This window comes from Sinorhizobium sp. Y406, from assembly GCF_058732025.1.
This window is the reverse complement of sequence record NZ_CM178975.1, coordinates 198,564-216,209: the sequence shown is the minus strand read 5'-3', so window position 1 is coordinate 216,209 and position 17,646 is coordinate 198,564. Positions and strand designations below refer to the sequence as shown.

Genomic DNA, 17,646 nt, shown 5'->3' with positions numbered 1-17,646 from the left:
TGCCGAGCCGTAGCCACTGAACTACGTTCTCGCCTTGGGCCGTAGAACACACGCTGAAATGGTCAGTCGGGCGACAAGAGCATGAAGACTGGGCAGGGCCGGACTGTCAGACACCGATCCGCTGCGGCCGTGCGGTTTCCAAAGGCTGGAGCCGCCGAGGTCCGCCGACACTGCCATGGGTCTTTTCGATCCGCTTCCCATCGCCGTCGAACAGGTGCAGTTGCGCCGGGTCAATTGCCAATCCGATAACGTCACCGCTCCGCAGCGCGCCGCGACCGTTTTCGACGACCGTCAGTTCCGGTTGCGTGGCCGAAGTGACGTAGGTCGTCGAGCCGGTGGACTCGACGGTGTCGACGGGCATGTTGAAGTCGCCCTCACCGGCTGGAACCATCCTGATGTGTTCCGGGCGGATCCCGACGGTCACCGCCGTACCCGGCGCGAGCCCCTCGCCGAGCGTGAGCCGGCCGAAATCGAGGACCGCATGTCTCCCGTCTTCGCCGACCGTCGCCGGGACGAAATTCATCGCCGGCGAGCCGATAAAGCCCGCGACAAACCGATTTGCCGGCCGGTCATAAAGATCGAGCGGTCGGCCCTGCTGCTCGATGACCCCGTCGCGCATCACGACGACGTGGTCGGCCATGGTCATAGCCTCGATCTGGTCGTGCGTAACATAGACCGAGGTGGCGTGCAGCCGGTCGTGCAGCGCGCGAATTTCCTTCCGCATATGCACCCGCAGCGCGGCGTCGAGGTTTGAAAGCGGCTCATCGAAGAGAAATGCCTTCGGATGGCGGATGATGGCTCGGCTCATCGCGACCCGTTGCCGCTGACCGCCGGAGAGTTCGCGCGGGTAACGCCGCATCAAGCCGGTGAGGCCGGTGATCGCCGCTACCTCTTCCGCGGCCTTGCGTGCTTCCGCCTTCTTTACGCCGCGGATGCGCAGGCTATAGGTCAGGTTCTCTTCCACCGTCATGTGCGGATACAGCGCATAGGACTGGAAGACCATTGCGACATCTCGTTTGCGTGGTGGTACATCGTTCATGCGCTCGCCGGCAATCTTCATCTCTCCGGTCGTGATCTTTTCCAGCCCGGCAAGAGAGCGCAGCAGCGTGGACTTTCCACATCCTGACGGCCCGACGAGTGCAACGAAGCTCCCCTTCTCGATCGCAAGATCGATGTTCTTGAGCGCATGGTAGGCTCCATAGAACTTGTTGACGCCGTTGAGTTCGATCTGAAAGGTCATTTGAGGGCTCCCGAAGTGAGGCCGGCGACGATGCGGCGCTGCAAGAGAACGAAGGCGGCGAGAACCGGCGTCACATAGATCGTGGCGTAAGCCATGATGTTGTTCCACTCGTTGGTGTTCGGCCCCATGAAGGTGTTCAGACCAACACTTGCGGGCTGGAGTTCCACCGCCTGTATCAGCGACTTCGAATAGACGAATTCGCCGAACGCCTGCATGAAGATCAAAATGGCGCTGACGAGAATGCCGTTTCGGGCGAGCGGCAGGACGATGTTGAAGAAGGCGCCGATACGCGAATTGCCGTCGACGAGTGCCGCCTCCTCGAGCTCCATCGGCACACTCATGAAGGCGGCCCGCACGAGGACCACGAAGAAGGGCATGCTCTTTGCCGCGATTGCCAGGACGACCGCGAGCCGCGGCGTTTCCAGGAGCCCGACCTGCGAAAAGCCGACGAAGATCGGCGTGATCATCAAGGAGGCGGGTAGAACCTGCAACATCAGGATCAGGAACAGGCCGACGTCGATCCAGACATTGCGATAGCGTGCGAGCACATAGGCGCAGCCGACTCCGAGCACCGCGATCAGCGACACAGCGCCCACGGCAATCACCAGCGAGTTCCAGAGGTAGCGCCCCATATTGCGGCTTTCCCAGACATAGGCGTAGATGCTCCACTGCGGATCGCTCGGCAGGAATTTCGGCGGCGTCGCGAACATCGCGGATCCGGTCTTCAGCGCCGTGACGTACATCCAATAGAGCGGGAAGAGGTAGATCGCCGCGAGCACGAGCGCGACCCCCAGCAGCAGCCGATTGCGGATTTGCTCACTCATCCTCGCACCTCATGGCGTGTGGAGCGCACGTAGACGACGGAAGCGATCATCACGAAGATGATCATGATCACGGATATCGTCGCGCCCTTGGCAAAGTCGTACTGCCGGAACGAAAGATCCCAGGCCCAGTACTGGGTGACGTTGGACGAATTGTTCGGCCCCCCCGAGGTGATGCCGGCGAAGAGATCGAATTGCTGAAGGGTGAAGATCAGGCCGAGCGCAACGATCGCGCCGATCGTCGAGCGCATCATCGGCAGCGTGATCGTGAAGAAACGCTGAAGCATGGTGGCTCCGTCCAGTTCGGCCGCCTCGTAGAGGTCTTTCGGGATACCCGATAGCCCGACTGAAAGCAGGATCATGTTGAACGAGGTGCCGAGCCAGATATTGGCGATGACCACCGCCCAGAGCGAATAGTGCGGATCGGAGCGCCAGAAGATGTTGCCATCGATGATGCTCAACTCCCGCAAGAAGAAGTTCAGGACACCGAAATCGCCCGAGAGTATCCAGTTCCAGATGGCGCCGACGACGAGCCCAGGCATTACCCAGGAGACGAGAAAAAGCCCGCGCAGCCACGACGCACCCGGAAAATTCATCCAGAAGAACAGGGCAAGCCCGAAGCCGATGACGAATTGGCCGGCGATCGAGGCACTGACGAAAAGCGCTGTATTGAAAAGGATGGGCCGGGTCTCCGGCTGCGCGAACAGATCCACATAGTTCTTGAAGCCGACGAAGGGCCGGGCGAAGCTGCCGAGGCTGAACATGTCCACTTCCTGGAAGCTCATCACCACATTGTAGACGAGCGGCAGCCCGGACATCACGAACAGGAAGACAAGTGGCAACAGGACAAGCCCGATGTCGAAGCCTGTGCCGTCCTTCACGCTGGATAGGATCTTCTTCATATTCACCCCTCGCCCGCAGGACGACCCCCGGCCTAAGCCGGGGATCGCCGCCTCGGGAGGAAATTCGGGCGGAGCGACTGACGACGATCCGCCTGTGACTGCCTGCTGTCGCTCGAAGAGCGGCAGTTCGCCTCAGCCGAGAACGCCCTTGATCTTCTCGGCCGCCTGGTCCAGCGCGTCCTTCGAGCTCATCTGGCCCGTCAGCGCCGCCTGGATTGCATCCTGGATGGCCTTTGAGATCTTCGGCCATTGCGGATGCGGGCCGCGGGGCTTGGCGTATTTCAATTGCTCCAGGAACACCTGGAGCGCCGCGTCCTTCAGCGGTTCGCCGGCCGGCGGAATGGCAATGTCGGAACGGGCCGGCAACTGACCGAAATCCTTGAACATCCTCTCGTCCTGTGAAACGAAGTATTCGAGAACCTTGAACGCTTCTTCCGGGTGCTTAGTGCTGGAGAAGACCGCCCAGTTGAAGTCGCCCATCGCAGAGGATCGCTCGGCGCCGATTTCCGGCACCGGGAGCAGCGCCACGCCCCAGTCGAACTTCGCCTCCTGCATCATCCGGTCGAGCTCCCACGGGCCGGAAATCGCCATCGCGGCATTTCCGGAATTGAAGGTCCCCGTCGAATCCCATTGGCCCCGCGTCAGACTATCGGGAGAGGCGAGCTTCTCGTCGATGATCGTTTTCCAGATGTCGAGTGCCTTGACCACGCCCTCGGCGTTGATGTTGTCGTAGCCGCCACCCGCCATCTGCGCCCAGGGCAGGAACTGGAACGTCCCCTCCTCGTTCGCCTTGGCGGAAAAGGCGAGGCCGTAGACATTCGCCGCCGGGTCGGTCAGCTTGCGCGCCGCATCCACCAGTTCGTCCCAGGTCTGCGGCGGTTTTTCCGGGTCCAGCCCTTTCGCCTTGAACATATCCTTGTTGTAGTAGAGCGCAATCGTATTGGTGGCCTTGGGAATGCCGTAGAGTTTTCCTTCCCAAGTTACGGATGCCAGAGGCCCTGGAAAATAGTTCTCCGGCTTGACGACGGAGGACGCGGCGATCATGCCGGTCAGATCGAGAAACGCCCCGCGCGACGAAAAGAGCGCGTGCTCGGGATTGTCGACGGCGATAATGTCCGGCGCCTGGCCGGTCGAATAGGCACGCATTGCCTCGCTGACCACGTCGTCGAACTGGATCTGGCGATATTCGACTTTGATTCCCTTATTGAGCTTGTTGAAATCGTTGATCAGGTTTGGCGCCGGCTGAATGTCCCGATCCAGCGACCAGACCGTGATGGTAACATCCTCCGCATGCGCGGAAAGAGCCGGCAGGGAGATACTGGCGAGGGCGATCACCCCCAGCATGGCACGTCTGCGAATACGCATGAATTCCTCCTCTCGTGTTGTCCGGCGGGCAGCGTTCCTCCATGCCAACCGCCGGATTGGGGTCAGGCCGGAAGATCGACGAAGTCGCCTCCCCGGCAGCTCTTGAGATAATTGAGCGCGCGGACCTGGCCCGTCATCTCCAACGCATCGCGATAGACCGGATCGTGCCAGCCTTCGATGTCGATCGAGCCGGTCCAGCCGGCGAGCCTCAGCTCCGAGACGATGTCGGTCCAGTTGCTGTCACCAAAGCCCGGCGTGCGCATGAATACGAATTGTTCCTTGCCGAAGATCCCGTGCTCACGAATGACGTCCCAGCGGATCGTGGCATCCTTGCCGTGCACATGGAAAATCCTCTGCGCCCACTTTCGTATCTGCGGAAGCGGGTCGATCAGATAGACCATTTGGTGGCACGGTTCCCATTCGATGCCGATGTGCTCGTCCGGGGTTTCGTTGAAGATCAGTTCCCACGCATCCGGATTGTGGGCGATGTTCCAGTCGCCGGCCGCCCAGTTTCCGTCCATGGCACAGTTCTCGAAGGCGATCTTCACGCCTTTATCGGCGGCGCGCGCCGCTAGCTCGCGCCAGACCTTGCGGTAGCGCGGCAGGCTGTCGGTCAGAGGACGGTTGCGGATTCTGCCGGTGAAACCGGCAACGCAGGTCGCGCCGAAGTGATGGGCATTGTCGATGCATGCCTTCCACCCCTCAAGCGTCTCAAGATCGATCTCCGTCTCCTCGAGTGGATTGCCGAACATGCCGATCGTCGAAATCGTAATGTCGCGCTCGCCGATTGCCTCTCGGCAGCGTTTTGCGAGTTCGGCTAGATCCTGGCCACCGGTGGTTTGCCAGAAGAAAGGCTGGAAACTTTCAAAACCCAGATCGGCGATCTCTGCAATCCGCCTGGCCGCCTCGCCCTTGGTAGCGCTGACCATGGTGCCGATGCGGATGGAGTTGGCGGGATTGTTCATCGATGGCCTCATTCGATTGTGACGCGCTGCCGGCTCCGGGCGCTCTCGATCGCCGCAAATGCCATGGCAAGGCTGTTAATGTTGTCGTCGCCTGCCGTTTCCGGCTTTCCGCCCTCTTGAATTGCCGCGACGAAATCGGCAATGACGCTGGCATGCCCCTGTGTCCGGCGGTGATCGGCAGCCGCCGGCACTTCGATCGGTGCGAGCTCGCGCAGGAAACCCTCGGTGCCGGCGACCTTGCTGGCCCGGAAATGATCGGCGCCATCCCAGAGCAGCGTGCCGCGGCTGCCGATGATGCGCCATTCGCTTTCCCAACTCGTGTTCGCGCCTTCCGCGCACCAGGAGCCGCGATAGGTGAATGTCACGTCGCCCTCCAGCTCGAATATGGCCGTGGCGGCCGCACCATGCGCGTACCAGGAGCCGCGCGGATTCTCCTCGTGGCAATAGACTGCGATCGGTTTCCTGTCCGCGAGGAATCGGGCGGCGTCGAAGGTGTGGATCGCCATATCCAGGAGCAGCACATGCTCCATCTCCTCGCGGAAACCGCCGAAATGCGCACCGATGAAGAAATCGCAATGGATCGCCGTGATATCGCCAATCGCACCGCTTTCGATGAAGCTGCGGATGCGGCGTATGCCCGGGACGAAGCGGCGGTTCTGAACGATGGCGTGAAGCTTACCGGCCTCCGCGGCCAACCGCACCAGTTCGCGGCCGTCTGCAAGCGAGGTCGCCATCGGCTTCTCGCTGAGCACGTGGCACCCGTGCTGCAGTCCGACGGCGACGACCTCCAGCCGTGCCGAGGGAACAACGATGTCGAAGAGAATGTCGGGCCGCGTTTGCGCGAGCACTGCCTCGAGGTCGGAACCGATCACGACATCACGGAGGCTGAACTCTCCGGCGAACTTCCGGGCGGCGTCAAGGTTCACGTCGACGAGACCGACGATCCGGATTGCCGTCTGTAGTCCGGGGTCTGCGGCGATGGCCCTGACCCAGCCCTTGGCCATAGCTCCGCACCCGCACAGAACTGCGCGCAAGATCACGCTTCTCCTCCACTAACCTGCGATTTCGCCTTGTTTCGTCGTCCGTAAACGTTTACGGAACTATGAGCAGTTTCCGAAACATGTCAATAGGGATTTCGGAAACCGGCGGATACCGGAGGAGGATGTAATCTGCATGAAGGGAATTCGGCACCTGGCGGATCATCTGGACATCTCGATCGGAACCGTTTCGCGCGCGCTCAATGGTCGCCCCGACGTGAAGGAAGAAACGCGCAACCGCGTGCTGGAGGCAGCCCGGAAATTAGGCTACGTGCCGAACCAGTCGGGCCGCAGTCTGAGACAGGGCACAACCAACATCATCGGCTTCATGATTCAGACAGGGACGGAGATCAACGGACAGGGCGACACCTTCTTCATGAGCGTCTTTGACGGTGTCCAGGAGGTCTTTGCAAGGCACAAGCTCGACCTTGTCGCCCTACTCTGCTCTTCGCAGGAGGATCCGGCGGAATATCTGCGCCGCGCCGTTGCGCGCGGTTTTGCCGACGGACTCATACTCTCTGCAACGCAGCGCCAAGACGCCCGCGTCCAGCTGCTGGCCGAACGCAACATCCCCTTCGTCACGCTCGGCCGAACCCTGACCGACGCCGGCCAGCCCTGGCTGGACCTCGATTTCGAGGGCATGGCGCAAGCATCGATCGATCGGCTTGTTGCGCGCGGACACCGCCGCATAGCGATCACAAGGCCCCACGATGACGCCAATCTTGGTTATATCTTTGTCGAGCGATGCCGCGAGGCTCTCGCCGCGCACGGACTGACGCTCGAGGAGAAGCTCGTGTTCCGTTCGACCCCGAACGAAGCCGGCGGTTATCAGATCGGCCGTGATCTTCTCGCGCTGGAAGAGCGCCCGACGGCCATCGTCTTGATAAACGAAACGATCGCAATCGGCTTATACCGGGCGCTCTCGGAGGCTGGCGTCAGACCGGGAAGCGACATTGCCGTAATCGGCCGGCACAGTCCGCATGCGCATTTTCTCTCGCCATCGCTTACCTGTTTCCGCCTGTCGCTGCATGACCTCGGCATAGCGCTGGCCGAGACCTTGCTCTCAAGCATGCCGGCTTTCACGCAGCATTATCCGGATGCGCCGGTCAATCGCCTGTGGCCGATGGAACTGGTGGACGGCGAGAGCGATGCTTTTCGGGCGCACAAGTCTTGAGCACGCTCCATGGAACCGGGGTTTGCAGGCGACACTCGGATCGGCCGCGGGACGTCAATTCGCCTGAATCAGAATATAACGGCGATTGGTGGATCATTTTCGCGGATCCTGCGATTAATAAGTCGAACGCTGTCGGTTCTGACCCTGTCTCTCGTTGGAGAATTGGCGATCGTTCCCGTCGATCACCGGTACTACACAGTCATCGCATGTCGAAGTGATCGATTACAAGAGGTCAGAGCGGGGCCGGGCGAGAATTGCGTCCCATGATGTCCCCGCTGCGGAAGGAGATCACGATGCGGATTTTCTTTGCGCTGGTCGGATTGTCAGCAGCCACCGTCGCCTACGGCCATGACGCGCCCTCCGGCTGGACATACCCCTATTCATGTTGCTCGAATTTCGACTGCCGTCACGTCAGCTACACGGCGATAAGTGAACGGCCCCAAGGTTATATCATCAATGCCACCGGCGAAGTGGTTCCCTATGCGGACAGGAGGGTGCGCATCTCGCCGGACGGTGAATATCACTGGTGCTCGGCTGCCGGCGACGACCACGGCAGGACGATTTGCCTGTTCGTACCTCCAAGAGCCTATTGAGAATGAAGGTGCGACGAATGTTAAACCGGTTGCTATCGGCGTAAACTCGAAGCTGTGTCCGGCGTTCGGACGGAGTCTGAGCGGACAAGTCGCAGGAGCATATTGATGGCTTGGTCCTTCAAAATCGGAACGATCGGTGGCACCGCGATCCGCGTGCATGTGACCTTCGCGATCCTGCTTGCTTGGATATGGCTGATGCACTATCGCATCGGCGGCACTCCTGCGGCCATTGCAGGCATTGCGTTCGTGCTGGCGATCTTCGTCTGCGTCGTTCTGCATGAATTCGGCCATATTGCCGTTGCCCGTCACTTCGGCGTCAAAACACCCGACATCACGCTGCTGCCCATCGGCGGCGTCGCGCGCCTGGAGCGCATGCCGGAAGAACCGAAGGAGGAGTTCCTGATCGCCATTGCCGGCCCACTCGTCAATGTGGCGATCGCCGGCATTCTTCTTCTGCTGCTCGGCACGACGGTGGGCATGGAACAGATACAGGACATCGAGGACCCGCAGCTTGGCTTCCTGGCACGGCTCGCCGGAGTCAATATCTTTCTGGTCCTTTTCAATTTGATCCCGGCCTTCCCGATGGACGGCGGCCGCGTGCTGCGTGCCGCGCTCGCCTCTCGCATGAGTTGGTCCCGCGCGACCCAGGTCGCCGCCACCATCGGCCAGGGCCTTGCCTTCGTCTTCGGCTTCGTCGGCCTCTTCTACAACCCGCTGCTGATATTCATCGGCATTTTCGTCTACTTGGCCGCGACTGCGGAGGCTCAGAACGCGCAGATCCGCGATCTTTCCGACAGCGTGCTGGTCGGCGATGTGATGATCACGGAATTTGCACGGCTCGAACGGTCGGCAAGCATCGACGAGGCGATCGAGAGCCTGCTGGCGACGACGCAACGCGAGTTCCCCGTGGTCGACGGCGCCGGACATTTCATGGGGCTCCTCACACGCGACGACATCATCCGGAACCTGAAAGACAGCGGCTCGGCCACACCGGTCGTTCAGGCGATGCGCCAGGACGTGCCGACCGTCCATTTCCGCAAGCGTCTCGAGGAAAGCCTGCGATTGATGCAGCAGGCGAATTCGCCAGCCGTTGCAGTCGTTGACAGCCACAACCACCTCGTCGGTCTGATGACGCACGAGAATATCGGGGAGATGATGATGGTGCGCGCCGCCGCGGCAGGCGGCTTCCGCTTTGGTCATTTGCGCCGGGGCAAGCCCGACGCACGGATCTGAAACACCAGAAACAATAGGGAACCGATTGCGCTTTGAGCGGTTCGGCGCGAGAAACGGGAGTCGTGGCATGTTTCTCGCACTCCAGGTTGCGATGGTCGTGCTCGTGGCGATAGCCACGGCGCTGGCTCTCGCGCATGCGCTTGAATGGCCCGGGAAATTGCGGCTTACAAAGCAGGAGTATCTTGCGATCCAGCCTATCTACTATCCCGGCTTTACCATCGCCGGCGCGGCCGAGCCGATCGCATTGCTCCTTGTCCTGGTACTCCTTTTGTTATCGTCGACCGGCACGCCGACCTTCTGGCTGCTGTGCGCCGGTTTCGTTGCACTCTTGGCAATGCACCTGACCTATTGGATGTTGATCCATCCCCTGAACAACTTTTGGCTTGGGTCGACGAAGCTCAGCGCAGCCAGCGCCCGCTTCTTCACACTCGGAGGTCCAGGCAGCACCGGACTGCAGCAGATGGATTGGACCGCCCTTCGCGACCGGTGGGAACTCTCGCATGCGGTTCGGGCGGGTTTCGGCCTGGTCAGCCTCGTGCTGCTCGTGACGGCCGTGGCTCTCTAATTGTAAGCGCGGAGGCGGCGCAGGCGGGGCGCTAGCAGTGCAATGCAGAGAAAGACGAAACCCAAGGCCTTCAGCGCAGCTACGACCATATGGCCGACCTCCCACCGCCAGCGCACGGCATTGAAGTCTTGCGGTACGGGGCCGGGTTGCCAAGTGGCCAACTCCGAGTTGACCGGTGCCACGATGGCGAACCACGCCATCAGCGCGGCCGCCATCAAAGCGGCGCCGGCCAGGCAAAATCGGAAAGCCAGCTTTTCATTCGACAGAAGATAAGCAAGAAGAAACGCGACCAATATGGCTGCCACGTCCAAGGGCCCGCCGACTATTGCGAAAAGCGCGAACTGACCGTTGAAAACCGTCGTCTCCCGCCAGAGTTCAGGGGACCAACGTGTCAATCTGGGCAGCGCCTCGAGCACGTGCGCAAAGGACGGCCCGAGGCTCAGTGCCGTGAGCAGCAGGGTCGCGAGGCCGGTAAGGTAGAGAACCATGATCGCTCCATTGTCGGATATCTTTGCTTGCCTGTAACCACAGCTACCCGCAGTTGTTCCAAAAGGGCGCTCTTTCCTACCGTGGCGGGCGTTCCTCGGTATGATGCCGGCGGCGAACACACGCGAACACGACGTCTTCACACAATCTTGTTGTAGCGAAGCCTCAAATCCGGCCGCGGTCTTCGGCATACTGGCCGCAGCAAAAGGAATGGTTCGTGTGAAGTGAAGATTTTCGGCGTCCTATCATTCGTGCTCCTGCTGCTCGTCATGCCCGAGCCGGGCCGCGCGCTTGAGCCGCCCCGCTCCGGTCACCCGGTCTTCGACCGCGCCGTCGAATTGGTGCTCGACAATTTCTACGACCCCTCTGCCCTCGAGCGGTTTGGCGCAGCGGTACGGCGGGAAATCCAGGATGCGGACGATCCACTGACGGAAAACAGCCCGGCGGCGCGCGTCGACACCGCAATCGACACCGTATTGGCGAGTCTCGGCGCTTCGCACACCGCCCGCTTCACCAGCGATACGATCGACTATTACGAACTCTCCGACATCTTCCGCTTCGCGATCCGCAACGATATCAGGCGCGTGTTTCCGCCGAACGGCGATGTCAGCTATACCGGCATCGGGATGGTGACGCGGCTCGAAGAGGGCGCACGGTTCGTCAGCGATGTCTATGACGGCGGCCCGGCGGACCGCGCCGGCATCCGGATCGGCGACGAGATCCTGCTTGTCGACGGAGCCCCGTACAGGGAGATCGCTTCCTTCCGGAACAGAGTCGGAGAGAGCGTCGAGATCGCCTTGCGCCGCGATCGCGATGCACCACCCTCCATCGTCACCGTGACGGTGGAGCGTATGCGCCCGCTGGAGTCCTTCGCCAAGGCGATCGACGAGAGTATAGAGATGAAGCTGCGCGAGGGGCGTCGCATCGGCTATCTGCGCCTCTGGACGCTCTCCACGTCCGATGGACTTGAGATCGTCGCCCGCGCACTTGCCACCGGGCGCCTCAAGGATGCCGAGGGCGTCGTCGTCGACCTGCGCGGGCGCTGGGGCGGCGGGCCGCCGGACGCGGCCGAACTCTTCGTCGGCGGCGTACCCAACTTCCGGCTGATCGCGCGCAGTGGGAAAGAAACGGTAGCCAATGCCCTGTGGCACCGGCCGGTCGTCGCGATCATCGATGATGGCGCGAGAAGCGGTCTCGAGCTCTTCGCCTATGCACTGAAAACAAACGGCATACCACTCGTCGGAACGCGCACGGCCGGGGCGCTGCTTGCAGGGCGTGCCTTTATCCTTCCCGACGACAGCCTGCTCGAAGTAGCCGTCTCGGACGCTGTGATCGAGAACGGCCTGCGGCTCGAAGGGCGCGGGGTCGAGCCGGATATTCCCGTGCCATTCAGCCTCCCTTTTGCCAATGGTCGCGACCCACAACTCGACGCGGCCATGGAGGAGATGCAGCGCATCCTTGCCAAGGGTTGAGTTCCCTTAGCGGAACCTGCTTAGGCTCTAGTCACTCTGGCGAAGGTTCCGGATCCGGTCGAAAAGGACAGCCAGGATCGTCGCGCCGCCAATGAACGTGCCCTGCCAGAAGGCGCTGATTCCGAGCAGGCCAAGGCTGTTTCGGATGACTTCGATCAGCGCGGCGCCGATCAGGGCTCCGGAGGCGGTACCGACGCCGCCGGCAAGATTGGCGCCGCCGATAACCGCCGCGGCAATGACCTGAAGCTCCATGCCGGCGCCGATATTGGTCGTGACGGCGCCAAGCCAGCCGGTTTGGATGATGCCGGCGACGCCGGCTGCAATCGCGGAGATCATGTAGACCGTCACCTTGATGCGATTGACCGGCACGCCGGTCAGCCGTGCGGCATGCTCGTTTCCGCCTATTGCGAATACATAGCGACCAAACCGGGTCCAGCGCAGCACGAAACCCGTGAGCACGGCCAGAACGATCATGTAGATCACCGGATTGGCTATACCGAAGAACCAGGCCCCGCCCCCGATCGACAGAAGCAGGTCGTGATCAGGACCGAACTGGAAAACCACCGTGTTGTTCGACACCACCATGGCCAGGCTGCGGGCAATGGACAGCATGCCGAGGGTGACCACGAAGGGTGGGAACCCGAGATAGGCGATCAATACGCCGTTGAACGCGCCGATAATCATCGCCGTCCCGATGGAGACGGTAATGCCTACCTCGAGGCTGTAGCCCGCATTCATGGTGACGGCGAGCACCATGCTGCACAGGCAGAGCACGGATCCGACCGAAAGGTCGATACCACCGGTGATGATCACCAATGTCATGCCGAGCGCGATGATGGCGACGAAGGTGAAGTTCCGGGTGATGTTGTAGAGATTTCGCGATGTTGCAAAAGTGTCGGTCGCAAATGAAAGGAAAATGCAGGCTGCGATGACGGCTATCAGAACCCAGAACGTCTGACTCGACAGTATCGAGCCGAGCCACGACTGCTGCCTCTGGCCGACTGCCCGATCCAAGGTGATTGCCATGGACGCCCTTCGCTTTCTTCTATGCCGGCTCTATATCGGCTTTTGCCCACACTCTTTCTGTCATGCCCTTTCGAGTGCGCCGGTGATCAGCCCCGTAACCTCTTCCGGCGAACTGGCGGCAATCGGCTTATCCGCTACCTTTCTGCCGCGACGCATCACGATGACGCGGTCCGCGACCGCAAAGACATCCGGCATGCGATGGCTGATCAGCACGACCGCGATGCCGCTGTCACGCAGGTGGCGGATCAGGTTCAGTACTTCGGCGACCTGCCGGACGGAAATCGCTGCCGTCGGCTCGTCCATAAGTACGATCTTGGCCTCCGAGAGCATAGTGCGCGCGATCGCCACGGCCTGCCGCTGCCCACCGGACATTTGTTTGACGAGATCGCGCGGCCGGGTCTCCGACTTCAGTTCCTTGAAAATTTCGCCGGCGCGACGATACATCGCCTTGTAATCGAGGATGCTTATTGGTCCGACGCCTCGGCGCAACTCACGACCGAGAAAGACATTTGCTGCCGCAGTGAGGTTGTCGCAAAGCGCGAGATCCTGGTAGACGATTTCAATTCCGTGCTGGCGCGCTTCGACCGGACGATGAAGCACGAGTTCGACACCATTCATGCGCATCGTGCCATGACTCGGCCGGAAATTGCCGGCGATCATTTTGACAAGCGTGGACTTCCCGGCACCGTTGTCCCCCATCAGCCCCACGACTTCGCCCGGCTGAAGCGTCAGCGAAACGTCACTGACCGCCTGGATGGCGCCGAAGTGTTTGGAAATATCGGCAAGTTCGAGAACCGCCACCGCCGTCCAGCCTCCCAGAACCAGAACGTGCACGCTATGGCCGCCACGTTCCTTCCCAACGACCACGAGCCCATTTACGCAAAAGCGAGCGATAGCGTCAATGAATTGTCCTACAAATTGAGCCGCATCTGCGGCATTTTACATATTGTAATATGAATACCCGTTGACGCGCGAAGTAAGCGCATATTAGCTATCAGCGGGAGGTCGGCATGCTGATCCTCGTCACCGGAGCAACTGGCAAGGTCGGGCGGCACTTCATCGCGGCGCTGCTTGACGATCCGCGTTTTCTCGATGCCCGCATCCGTGCGCTCTGCCACAACCGGCTGTTTGCCGAAGCGGAACGCGTCGAGGTGGCACGCGGCTCGATTGCCGACCGCGCTTCAGTCGCGCGAGCTCTCGAAGACGTTACGCATGTCGTGCATCTCGCCACCTGCAAGGAACTCCCCGACCAAGTCATGGACGTGACGGTAAAGGGCTTGTTCTGGCTCCTGGAGGGCTTCCGTGCGAGCGCGACGGCCAGCCAATTCATTCTTATCGGCGGCGACGCCGGCATCGGCCACTTCTACTATCGCCATCAGGGGCCGATCACCGAAGCGGCAGCGCACCGCGCCTATCCGGGCTGCTATGCCCTATCGAAGGTGCTCGAGGAAGTCATGCTCGAGCAATACGGCATCCAATATGGCGTGAACGGCTGCTGCCTGCGCGCGCCATGGATCATGGAGAAGGACGACTTCAAATATACCCTGTCCTTCGGCGACAACGTGTTCGGCGGTCCCGTATGGAAGGACCTCGTTCCCGAGGCAGACGCGAAGCGTTATGCGGAGGACGGCACCGTTCCGCTGCTCCGAGACGCCGACGGCCGGCCGCTTAAGCGCAACTTCGTTCATGTCGATGACCTTGTGTCGGCGATACTCGCGGCGATCGACAATCCCCGTGCGGTGCGCCAACTCTTCAACATCTCTATGGACCGGCCGGTAGATTACGGCGAAGTCGCGACCTATCTTGCCCGCACCCGCGGCCTGCGTTCCGTCGAAATACCGAGCCGGTTCCATTCAAACTGGATGGACAACAGCAAGGCCAAATACCTGCTGGGTTGGCAGCCCGGCTATGATCTCGAAAAGCTCATCGACTCGGCCTGGCAGTACGAGCGCACAGCGGATGATCGACGTATTGTCTGGTATCCGGGTTGATTTCGCCGCGGACATTGGAGGTCCGCTTGTCCAAAGGAGGAGAGAATGAGGAAGGCATTATTGCTTGCCGCAGCGGTCCTTGCGCTTGGCGCGGGAACGGCTCTGGCCCAGAAGAAGCAGCTTGTCATCGTCGTGAAGGGCCTAGACAACCCGTTCTTCGAGGCAATCAACCAAGGCTGTCAGAAGTGGAACAGCGAAAATCAGGATTCCGAATATGAGTGCTTCTACACCGGACCTGCATCGACATCGGACGAAGCGGGCGAAGCGCAAATCGTTCAGGATATGCTGAGCAAGCCCGATACGGCCGCGATCGCCATTTCGCCGTCAAATGCCAAGCTGATCGCCCAGACCCTGAAGACCGCCAACCCGACAGTGCCTGTCATGACGGTCGACGCCGACCTTGCCCCCGAGGATTCGTCACTGCGCCAGACATATCTCGGCACTGATAACTATCTGATGGGCTATCGCATCGGCGAGTACATAAAGAAGGCAAAACCGGACGGCGGCAAGATCTGCACGATCGAAGGCAATCCGGGCGCCGACAACATTCTGCGCCGGGCCCAGGGCATGCGGGATGCCCTTACCGGCCAGAAGGACCTGGGTGAGCTCAAGGGCGAAGGCGGATGGACGGAAGTGGCGGGCTGCCCGGTCTTCACCAATGACGATGGGGCGAAGGGCGTGCAGGCGATGACCGACATACTGGCCGCCAATCCCGACCTCGATGCCTTCGGCATCATGGGCGGATGGCCTCTGTTCGGAGCGCCGCAGCCCTACCGCGATCTGTTCAGACCGATGGCCGACAAGATCGCCAACAACGAATTCGTCATCGGCGCGGCCGATACGATCGGTGAAGAGGTGGCCATCGCGAAGGAAGGGCTGGTGACCGCTCTCGTCGGCCAGCGGCCGTTCGAAATGGGCTACAAGGCCCCGCAGGTCATGCTGGACCTCATCGCCGGCAAGCCAGTCGAGGATCCGGTCTATACCGGCCTCGACGAATGCACCAAGGACACGGCCGACACCTGCATCCAGAAGTGAGCCGAATTGCGGCCGGCGCATCGGCCCCAAAATCGGACCCGATTATCCGGCCGATGCGCAGTTTCAAAGTGTTACGGCGGGCGACCTTTGCGCGCCTGAAAAGACGCACGGCGCTGTAGAGCGGCGGCGACGACGCCGCCGGCCCGTCCACCGCTCAGATATGCCAATCAGCGTCGAGCGAGTAGGCCCTGACGTAATCGATTTTCATCTCGGATCCGTCGGCGAGCCCGTCGTTCGGCGCGCCGGCGATGCCTCCGACGGCCAGGTTGACGATCATATACATCGGATCGTGCATGTCCGACGGTGTGTCGGCGCGGGCAATCGCTGCGTCGTCGAAATACCAGACGATCTCCTCCTCGGTCCAAAGCACCCCGTATTTATGGAAGCCGCTGGTGTCGGTCACTTTCACGGCATTTGCGATGCTGGTCTGGGAGCCGGTTTCATTGGAATGGACGGTGCCTATGATGGTATTCGGATCCTGCCCGCGCATTTCCACGATATCGAGTTCCGGCGGCCAGGAGCCGTCGGCGGGCAGCAGCCAGAAGGCCGGCCACACACCCTGGTCATCCGGCATGTCGGCCCGGATCTCGAAATAGCCGTAGGTCTGTGCGAAGGACGAGTGCGTCGTCAGCATGCCCGACGTGTAATCGTAGCCTTCGATTTCGGTCTGGATTGCCTCGGAAGCCGGCTTTGCGGTGATCGTCAGCACTCCGTCCTTGACCGAAAACGGATTGGCGGACGCCGTCGGCTGGTAGCTCGGATTGATATACCATTGCAGTTCGCCGTTCCCCGTAAGCGTCGCACCTTTATCCGGGGCCCACCAGAACTTGGGGTCCCAGACGCCGCTCGTGCCGTCGTGCAGTTGCAGCGTGTCGAAGTCGTCGGAAAACGTCTGCGTCAGCACGGAGCGATCGAGGCTCAACCGGAATTGGTTCGCCTGCAACTGATCGGCAGTGGTGTTCCTGAACACCAGGCTCTCGCCGTCTGCGAGATTGAGCCGAAGATCCATCCCCTCCTGGGCCACGTTGGCGAGAACCTGCTGGAAGGATGTAAATCCGTAGCCGTCTAGGCGGACGATGTCATCGAAGTTGAAATCCGTGATAAGGTCGCTTCCGTTCCCGCGGGCGACGACGAAGGTGTCGGCACCTCCCCCACCGATCAGGACGTCGTCGCCGGCACCACCGTCGATCGTCTGGCGGCTTGAGCCGCCTTTGATGATGTTGTCCAGGTCGTTGCCGAAGGCGAAGCGATTGTCGCCGGTGACGGTCAGGTTCTCGAAATTTTCCGGCAAGGTGTAGCTCATCCAGGTGCTGATGGTGTCGACGCCCTCACCCGGAGCCTCATAGGCGCGGTTTATCGATGAATAGAGATAATAGATGTCGTCGCCCTTGCCGCCGATCATCGTAACGTTCACGGAGCTGTCGCCCCACATCGAGTCGTTGCCAGCCGTTCCGTAGAGCATGGGGCCGGATCCGGTGGCGGAAAACCATGCCGTGGAGCTGCCGCTGTAATAGAGCGGTTTACCTACGGCGTTCAGCACAAATCTGCTCATTCAGATCGTCTCCAGTTTGAAGTTGGATTTGCCCCCGCGCTCCTGTGACAGCTTTTCGGTTTCAACCTGGCGTCGGAGTCCGGCAACTGTAGTGCAGCCCTGTGTTGCTACTATGGCATGAAGCCGCTTTACCTCTTTTGGGGCAATCCGGAACAAAGCTGATGTTGGCCGCGTTCACCCGTGTTACGG

General features: G+C 60.9%; 17 protein-coding genes. 7 read left to right on the top strand and 10 right to left on the bottom strand.

What is annotated here, in order from left to right; all coding sequences use genetic code 11:
• Window positions 1-106: 106 nt before the first annotated feature.
• From AC4P1R_RS17970 to AC4P1R_RS17945, 6 genes are all read right to left on the bottom strand, one after another.
• Window positions 107-1,240, bottom strand: a complete 1,134-nt coding sequence (locus tag AC4P1R_RS17970) for an ABC transporter ATP-binding protein (RefSeq protein ID WP_273361554.1) — start codon at window positions 1,238-1,240, stop codon at window positions 107-109.
• Complete coding sequence (locus AC4P1R_RS17965; protein ID WP_069460164.1) at window positions 1,237-2,064, bottom strand: carbohydrate ABC transporter permease; 828 nt, start codon at window positions 2,062-2,064, stop codon at window positions 1,237-1,239. Before AC4P1R_RS17965 ends, AC4P1R_RS17970 begins: the two co-directional genes overlap by 4 nt.
• Window positions 2,061-2,963, bottom strand: coding sequence for a sugar ABC transporter permease (locus AC4P1R_RS17960; RefSeq protein WP_273361552.1), 903 nt, complete (start codon window positions 2,961-2,963; stop codon window positions 2,061-2,063). Before AC4P1R_RS17960 ends, AC4P1R_RS17965 begins: the two co-directional genes overlap by 4 nt.
• Window positions 2,964-3,095: 132 nt before the next feature.
• The gene (locus tag AC4P1R_RS17955) at window positions 3,096-4,328 is read right to left on the bottom strand and encodes a sugar ABC transporter substrate-binding protein (RefSeq protein ID WP_273361551.1); all 1,233 of its coding nucleotides are present in this window, start codon (window positions 4,326-4,328) and stop codon (window positions 3,096-3,098) included.
• A gap of 62 nt (window positions 4,329-4,390) precedes the next feature.
• Window positions 4,391-5,293, bottom strand: coding sequence for a sugar phosphate isomerase/epimerase family protein (locus AC4P1R_RS17950; RefSeq protein WP_069460161.1), 903 nt, complete (start codon window positions 5,291-5,293; stop codon window positions 4,391-4,393).
• 8 nt (window positions 5,294-5,301) lie between these two features.
• Entirely contained in the window at window positions 5,302-6,333 is a 1,032-nt protein-coding gene (locus tag AC4P1R_RS17945; protein WP_083265409.1) for a Gfo/Idh/MocA family protein, read from the bottom strand.
• 133 nt (window positions 6,334-6,466) lie between these two features.
• Here AC4P1R_RS17945 and AC4P1R_RS17940 point away from each other — a divergent pair, with 133 nt between their 5' ends.
• The 4 genes from AC4P1R_RS17940 (at window position 6,467) to AC4P1R_RS17925 (ending at window position 9,895) form a co-directional block, all read left to right on the top strand.
• Window positions 6,467-7,504, top strand: coding sequence for a LacI family DNA-binding transcriptional regulator (locus AC4P1R_RS17940; RefSeq protein ID WP_069460159.1), 1,038 nt, complete (start codon window positions 6,467-6,469; stop codon window positions 7,502-7,504).
• A gap of 293 nt (window positions 7,505-7,797) precedes the next feature.
• A complete protein-coding gene (locus AC4P1R_RS17935; protein WP_069460246.1) occupies window positions 7,798-8,097 on the top strand; it encodes a hypothetical protein in 300 nt (99 codons plus the stop codon).
• Between the two features lie 105 nt (window positions 8,098-8,202).
• On the top strand, window positions 8,203-9,330 hold the full coding sequence (locus AC4P1R_RS17930) for a site-2 protease family protein (protein WP_069460158.1): 1,128 nt from the start codon (window positions 8,203-8,205) through the stop codon (window positions 9,328-9,330).
• Between the two features lie 67 nt (window positions 9,331-9,397).
• Window positions 9,398-9,895: an anthrone oxygenase family protein gene (locus AC4P1R_RS17925; protein ID WP_492178377.1), complete on the top strand. Its 498-nt coding sequence runs from the start codon at window positions 9,398-9,400 to the stop codon at window positions 9,893-9,895.
• On the opposite strand, the gene AC4P1R_RS17920 is transcribed toward AC4P1R_RS17925, so the two are convergent.
• Window positions 9,892-10,383 carry a hypothetical protein gene (locus tag AC4P1R_RS17920; protein ID WP_069460155.1) on the bottom strand — a complete coding sequence of 164 codons (492 nt, stop codon included), beginning with the start codon at window positions 10,381-10,383 and terminating at the stop codon, window positions 9,892-9,894. The genes AC4P1R_RS17925 and AC4P1R_RS17920 overlap by 4 nt on opposite strands.
• A 267-nt stretch (window positions 10,384-10,650) precedes the next feature.
• On the opposite strand from AC4P1R_RS17920, the gene AC4P1R_RS17915 reads away from it, so the two are divergent.
• Window positions 10,651-11,853, top strand: coding sequence for a S41 family peptidase (locus AC4P1R_RS17915; RefSeq protein WP_069460245.1), 1,203 nt, complete (start codon window positions 10,651-10,653; stop codon window positions 11,851-11,853).
• A gap of 27 nt (window positions 11,854-11,880) precedes the next feature.
• On the opposite strand, the gene AC4P1R_RS17910 is transcribed toward AC4P1R_RS17915, so the two are convergent.
• A complete protein-coding gene (locus AC4P1R_RS17910; RefSeq protein WP_069460154.1) occupies window positions 11,881-12,879 on the bottom strand; it encodes an ABC transporter permease in 999 nt (332 codons plus the stop codon).
• 60 nt (window positions 12,880-12,939) lie between these two features.
• Complete coding sequence (locus AC4P1R_RS17905; protein ID WP_225191013.1) at window positions 12,940-13,713, bottom strand: ATP-binding cassette domain-containing protein; 774 nt, start codon at window positions 13,711-13,713, stop codon at window positions 12,940-12,942.
• A 176-nt stretch (window positions 13,714-13,889) separates the two neighbouring features.
• On the opposite strand from AC4P1R_RS17905, the gene AC4P1R_RS17900 reads away from it, so the two are divergent.
• Together AC4P1R_RS17900 and AC4P1R_RS17895 are read left to right on the top strand one after the other, a co-directional pair.
• A complete protein-coding gene (locus tag AC4P1R_RS17900; RefSeq protein ID WP_069460153.1) occupies window positions 13,890-14,870 on the top strand; it encodes an NAD-dependent epimerase/dehydratase family protein in 981 nt (326 codons plus the stop codon).
• A gap of 45 nt (window positions 14,871-14,915) precedes the next feature.
• Window positions 14,916-15,905 (top strand): sugar-binding protein, encoded by a 990-nt coding sequence (locus AC4P1R_RS17895; RefSeq protein WP_069460152.1) that lies wholly within the window; start codon window positions 14,916-14,918, stop codon window positions 15,903-15,905.
• Between the two features lie 154 nt (window positions 15,906-16,059).
• Here AC4P1R_RS17895 and eglC read toward each other — a convergent pair whose 3' ends face one another.
• A complete protein-coding gene (gene eglC, locus AC4P1R_RS17890; RefSeq protein WP_069460151.1) occupies window positions 16,060-17,457 on the bottom strand; it encodes an endo-1,3-1,4-beta-glycanase EglC in 1,398 nt (465 codons plus the stop codon).
• Between the last annotated feature and the right edge of the window lie 189 nt (window positions 17,458-17,646).

Coding starts and splice junctions, on each gene's coding strand:
- AC4P1R_RS17950 (WP_069460161.1), bottom strand. CDS start 5,293: ATGAACAATCCCGCCAACTCCATCCGCATCGGCACCATGGTCAGCGCT.
- AC4P1R_RS17895 (WP_069460152.1), top strand. CDS start 14,916: ATGAGGAAGGCATTATTGCTTGCCGCAGCGGTCCTTGCGCTTGGCGCG.
- AC4P1R_RS17960 (WP_273361552.1), bottom strand. CDS start 2,963: ATGAAGAAGATCCTATCCAGCGTGAAGGACGGCACAGGCTTCGACATC.
- AC4P1R_RS17925 (WP_492178377.1), top strand. CDS start 9,398: ATGTTTCTCGCACTCCAGGTTGCGATGGTCGTGCTCGTGGCGATAGCC.
- AC4P1R_RS17900 (WP_069460153.1), top strand. CDS start 13,890: ATGCTGATCCTCGTCACCGGAGCAACTGGCAAGGTCGGGCGGCACTTC.
- AC4P1R_RS17970 (WP_273361554.1), bottom strand. CDS start 1,240: ATGACCTTTCAGATCGAACTCAACGGCGTCAACAAGTTCTATGGAGCC.
- eglC (WP_069460151.1), bottom strand. CDS start 17,457: ATGAGCAGATTTGTGCTGAACGCCGTAGGTAAACCGCTCTATTACAGC.
- AC4P1R_RS17915 (WP_069460245.1), top strand. CDS start 10,651: ATGCCCGAGCCGGGCCGCGCGCTTGAGCCGCCCCGCTCCGGTCACCCG.
- AC4P1R_RS17955 (WP_273361551.1), bottom strand. CDS start 4,328: ATGCGTATTCGCAGACGTGCCATGCTGGGGGTGATCGCCCTCGCCAGT.
- AC4P1R_RS17930 (WP_069460158.1), top strand. CDS start 8,203: ATGGCTTGGTCCTTCAAAATCGGAACGATCGGTGGCACCGCGATCCGC.
- AC4P1R_RS17965 (WP_069460164.1), bottom strand. CDS start 2,064: ATGAGTGAGCAAATCCGCAATCGGCTGCTGCTGGGGGTCGCGCTCGTG.
- AC4P1R_RS17920 (WP_069460155.1), bottom strand. CDS start 10,383: ATGGTTCTCTACCTTACCGGCCTCGCGACCCTGCTGCTCACGGCACTG.
- AC4P1R_RS17910 (WP_069460154.1), bottom strand. CDS start 12,879: ATGGCAATCACCTTGGATCGGGCAGTCGGCCAGAGGCAGCAGTCGTGG.
- AC4P1R_RS17940 (WP_069460159.1), top strand. CDS start 6,467: ATGAAGGGAATTCGGCACCTGGCGGATCATCTGGACATCTCGATCGGA.
- AC4P1R_RS17935 (WP_069460246.1), top strand. CDS start 7,798: ATGCGGATTTTCTTTGCGCTGGTCGGATTGTCAGCAGCCACCGTCGCC.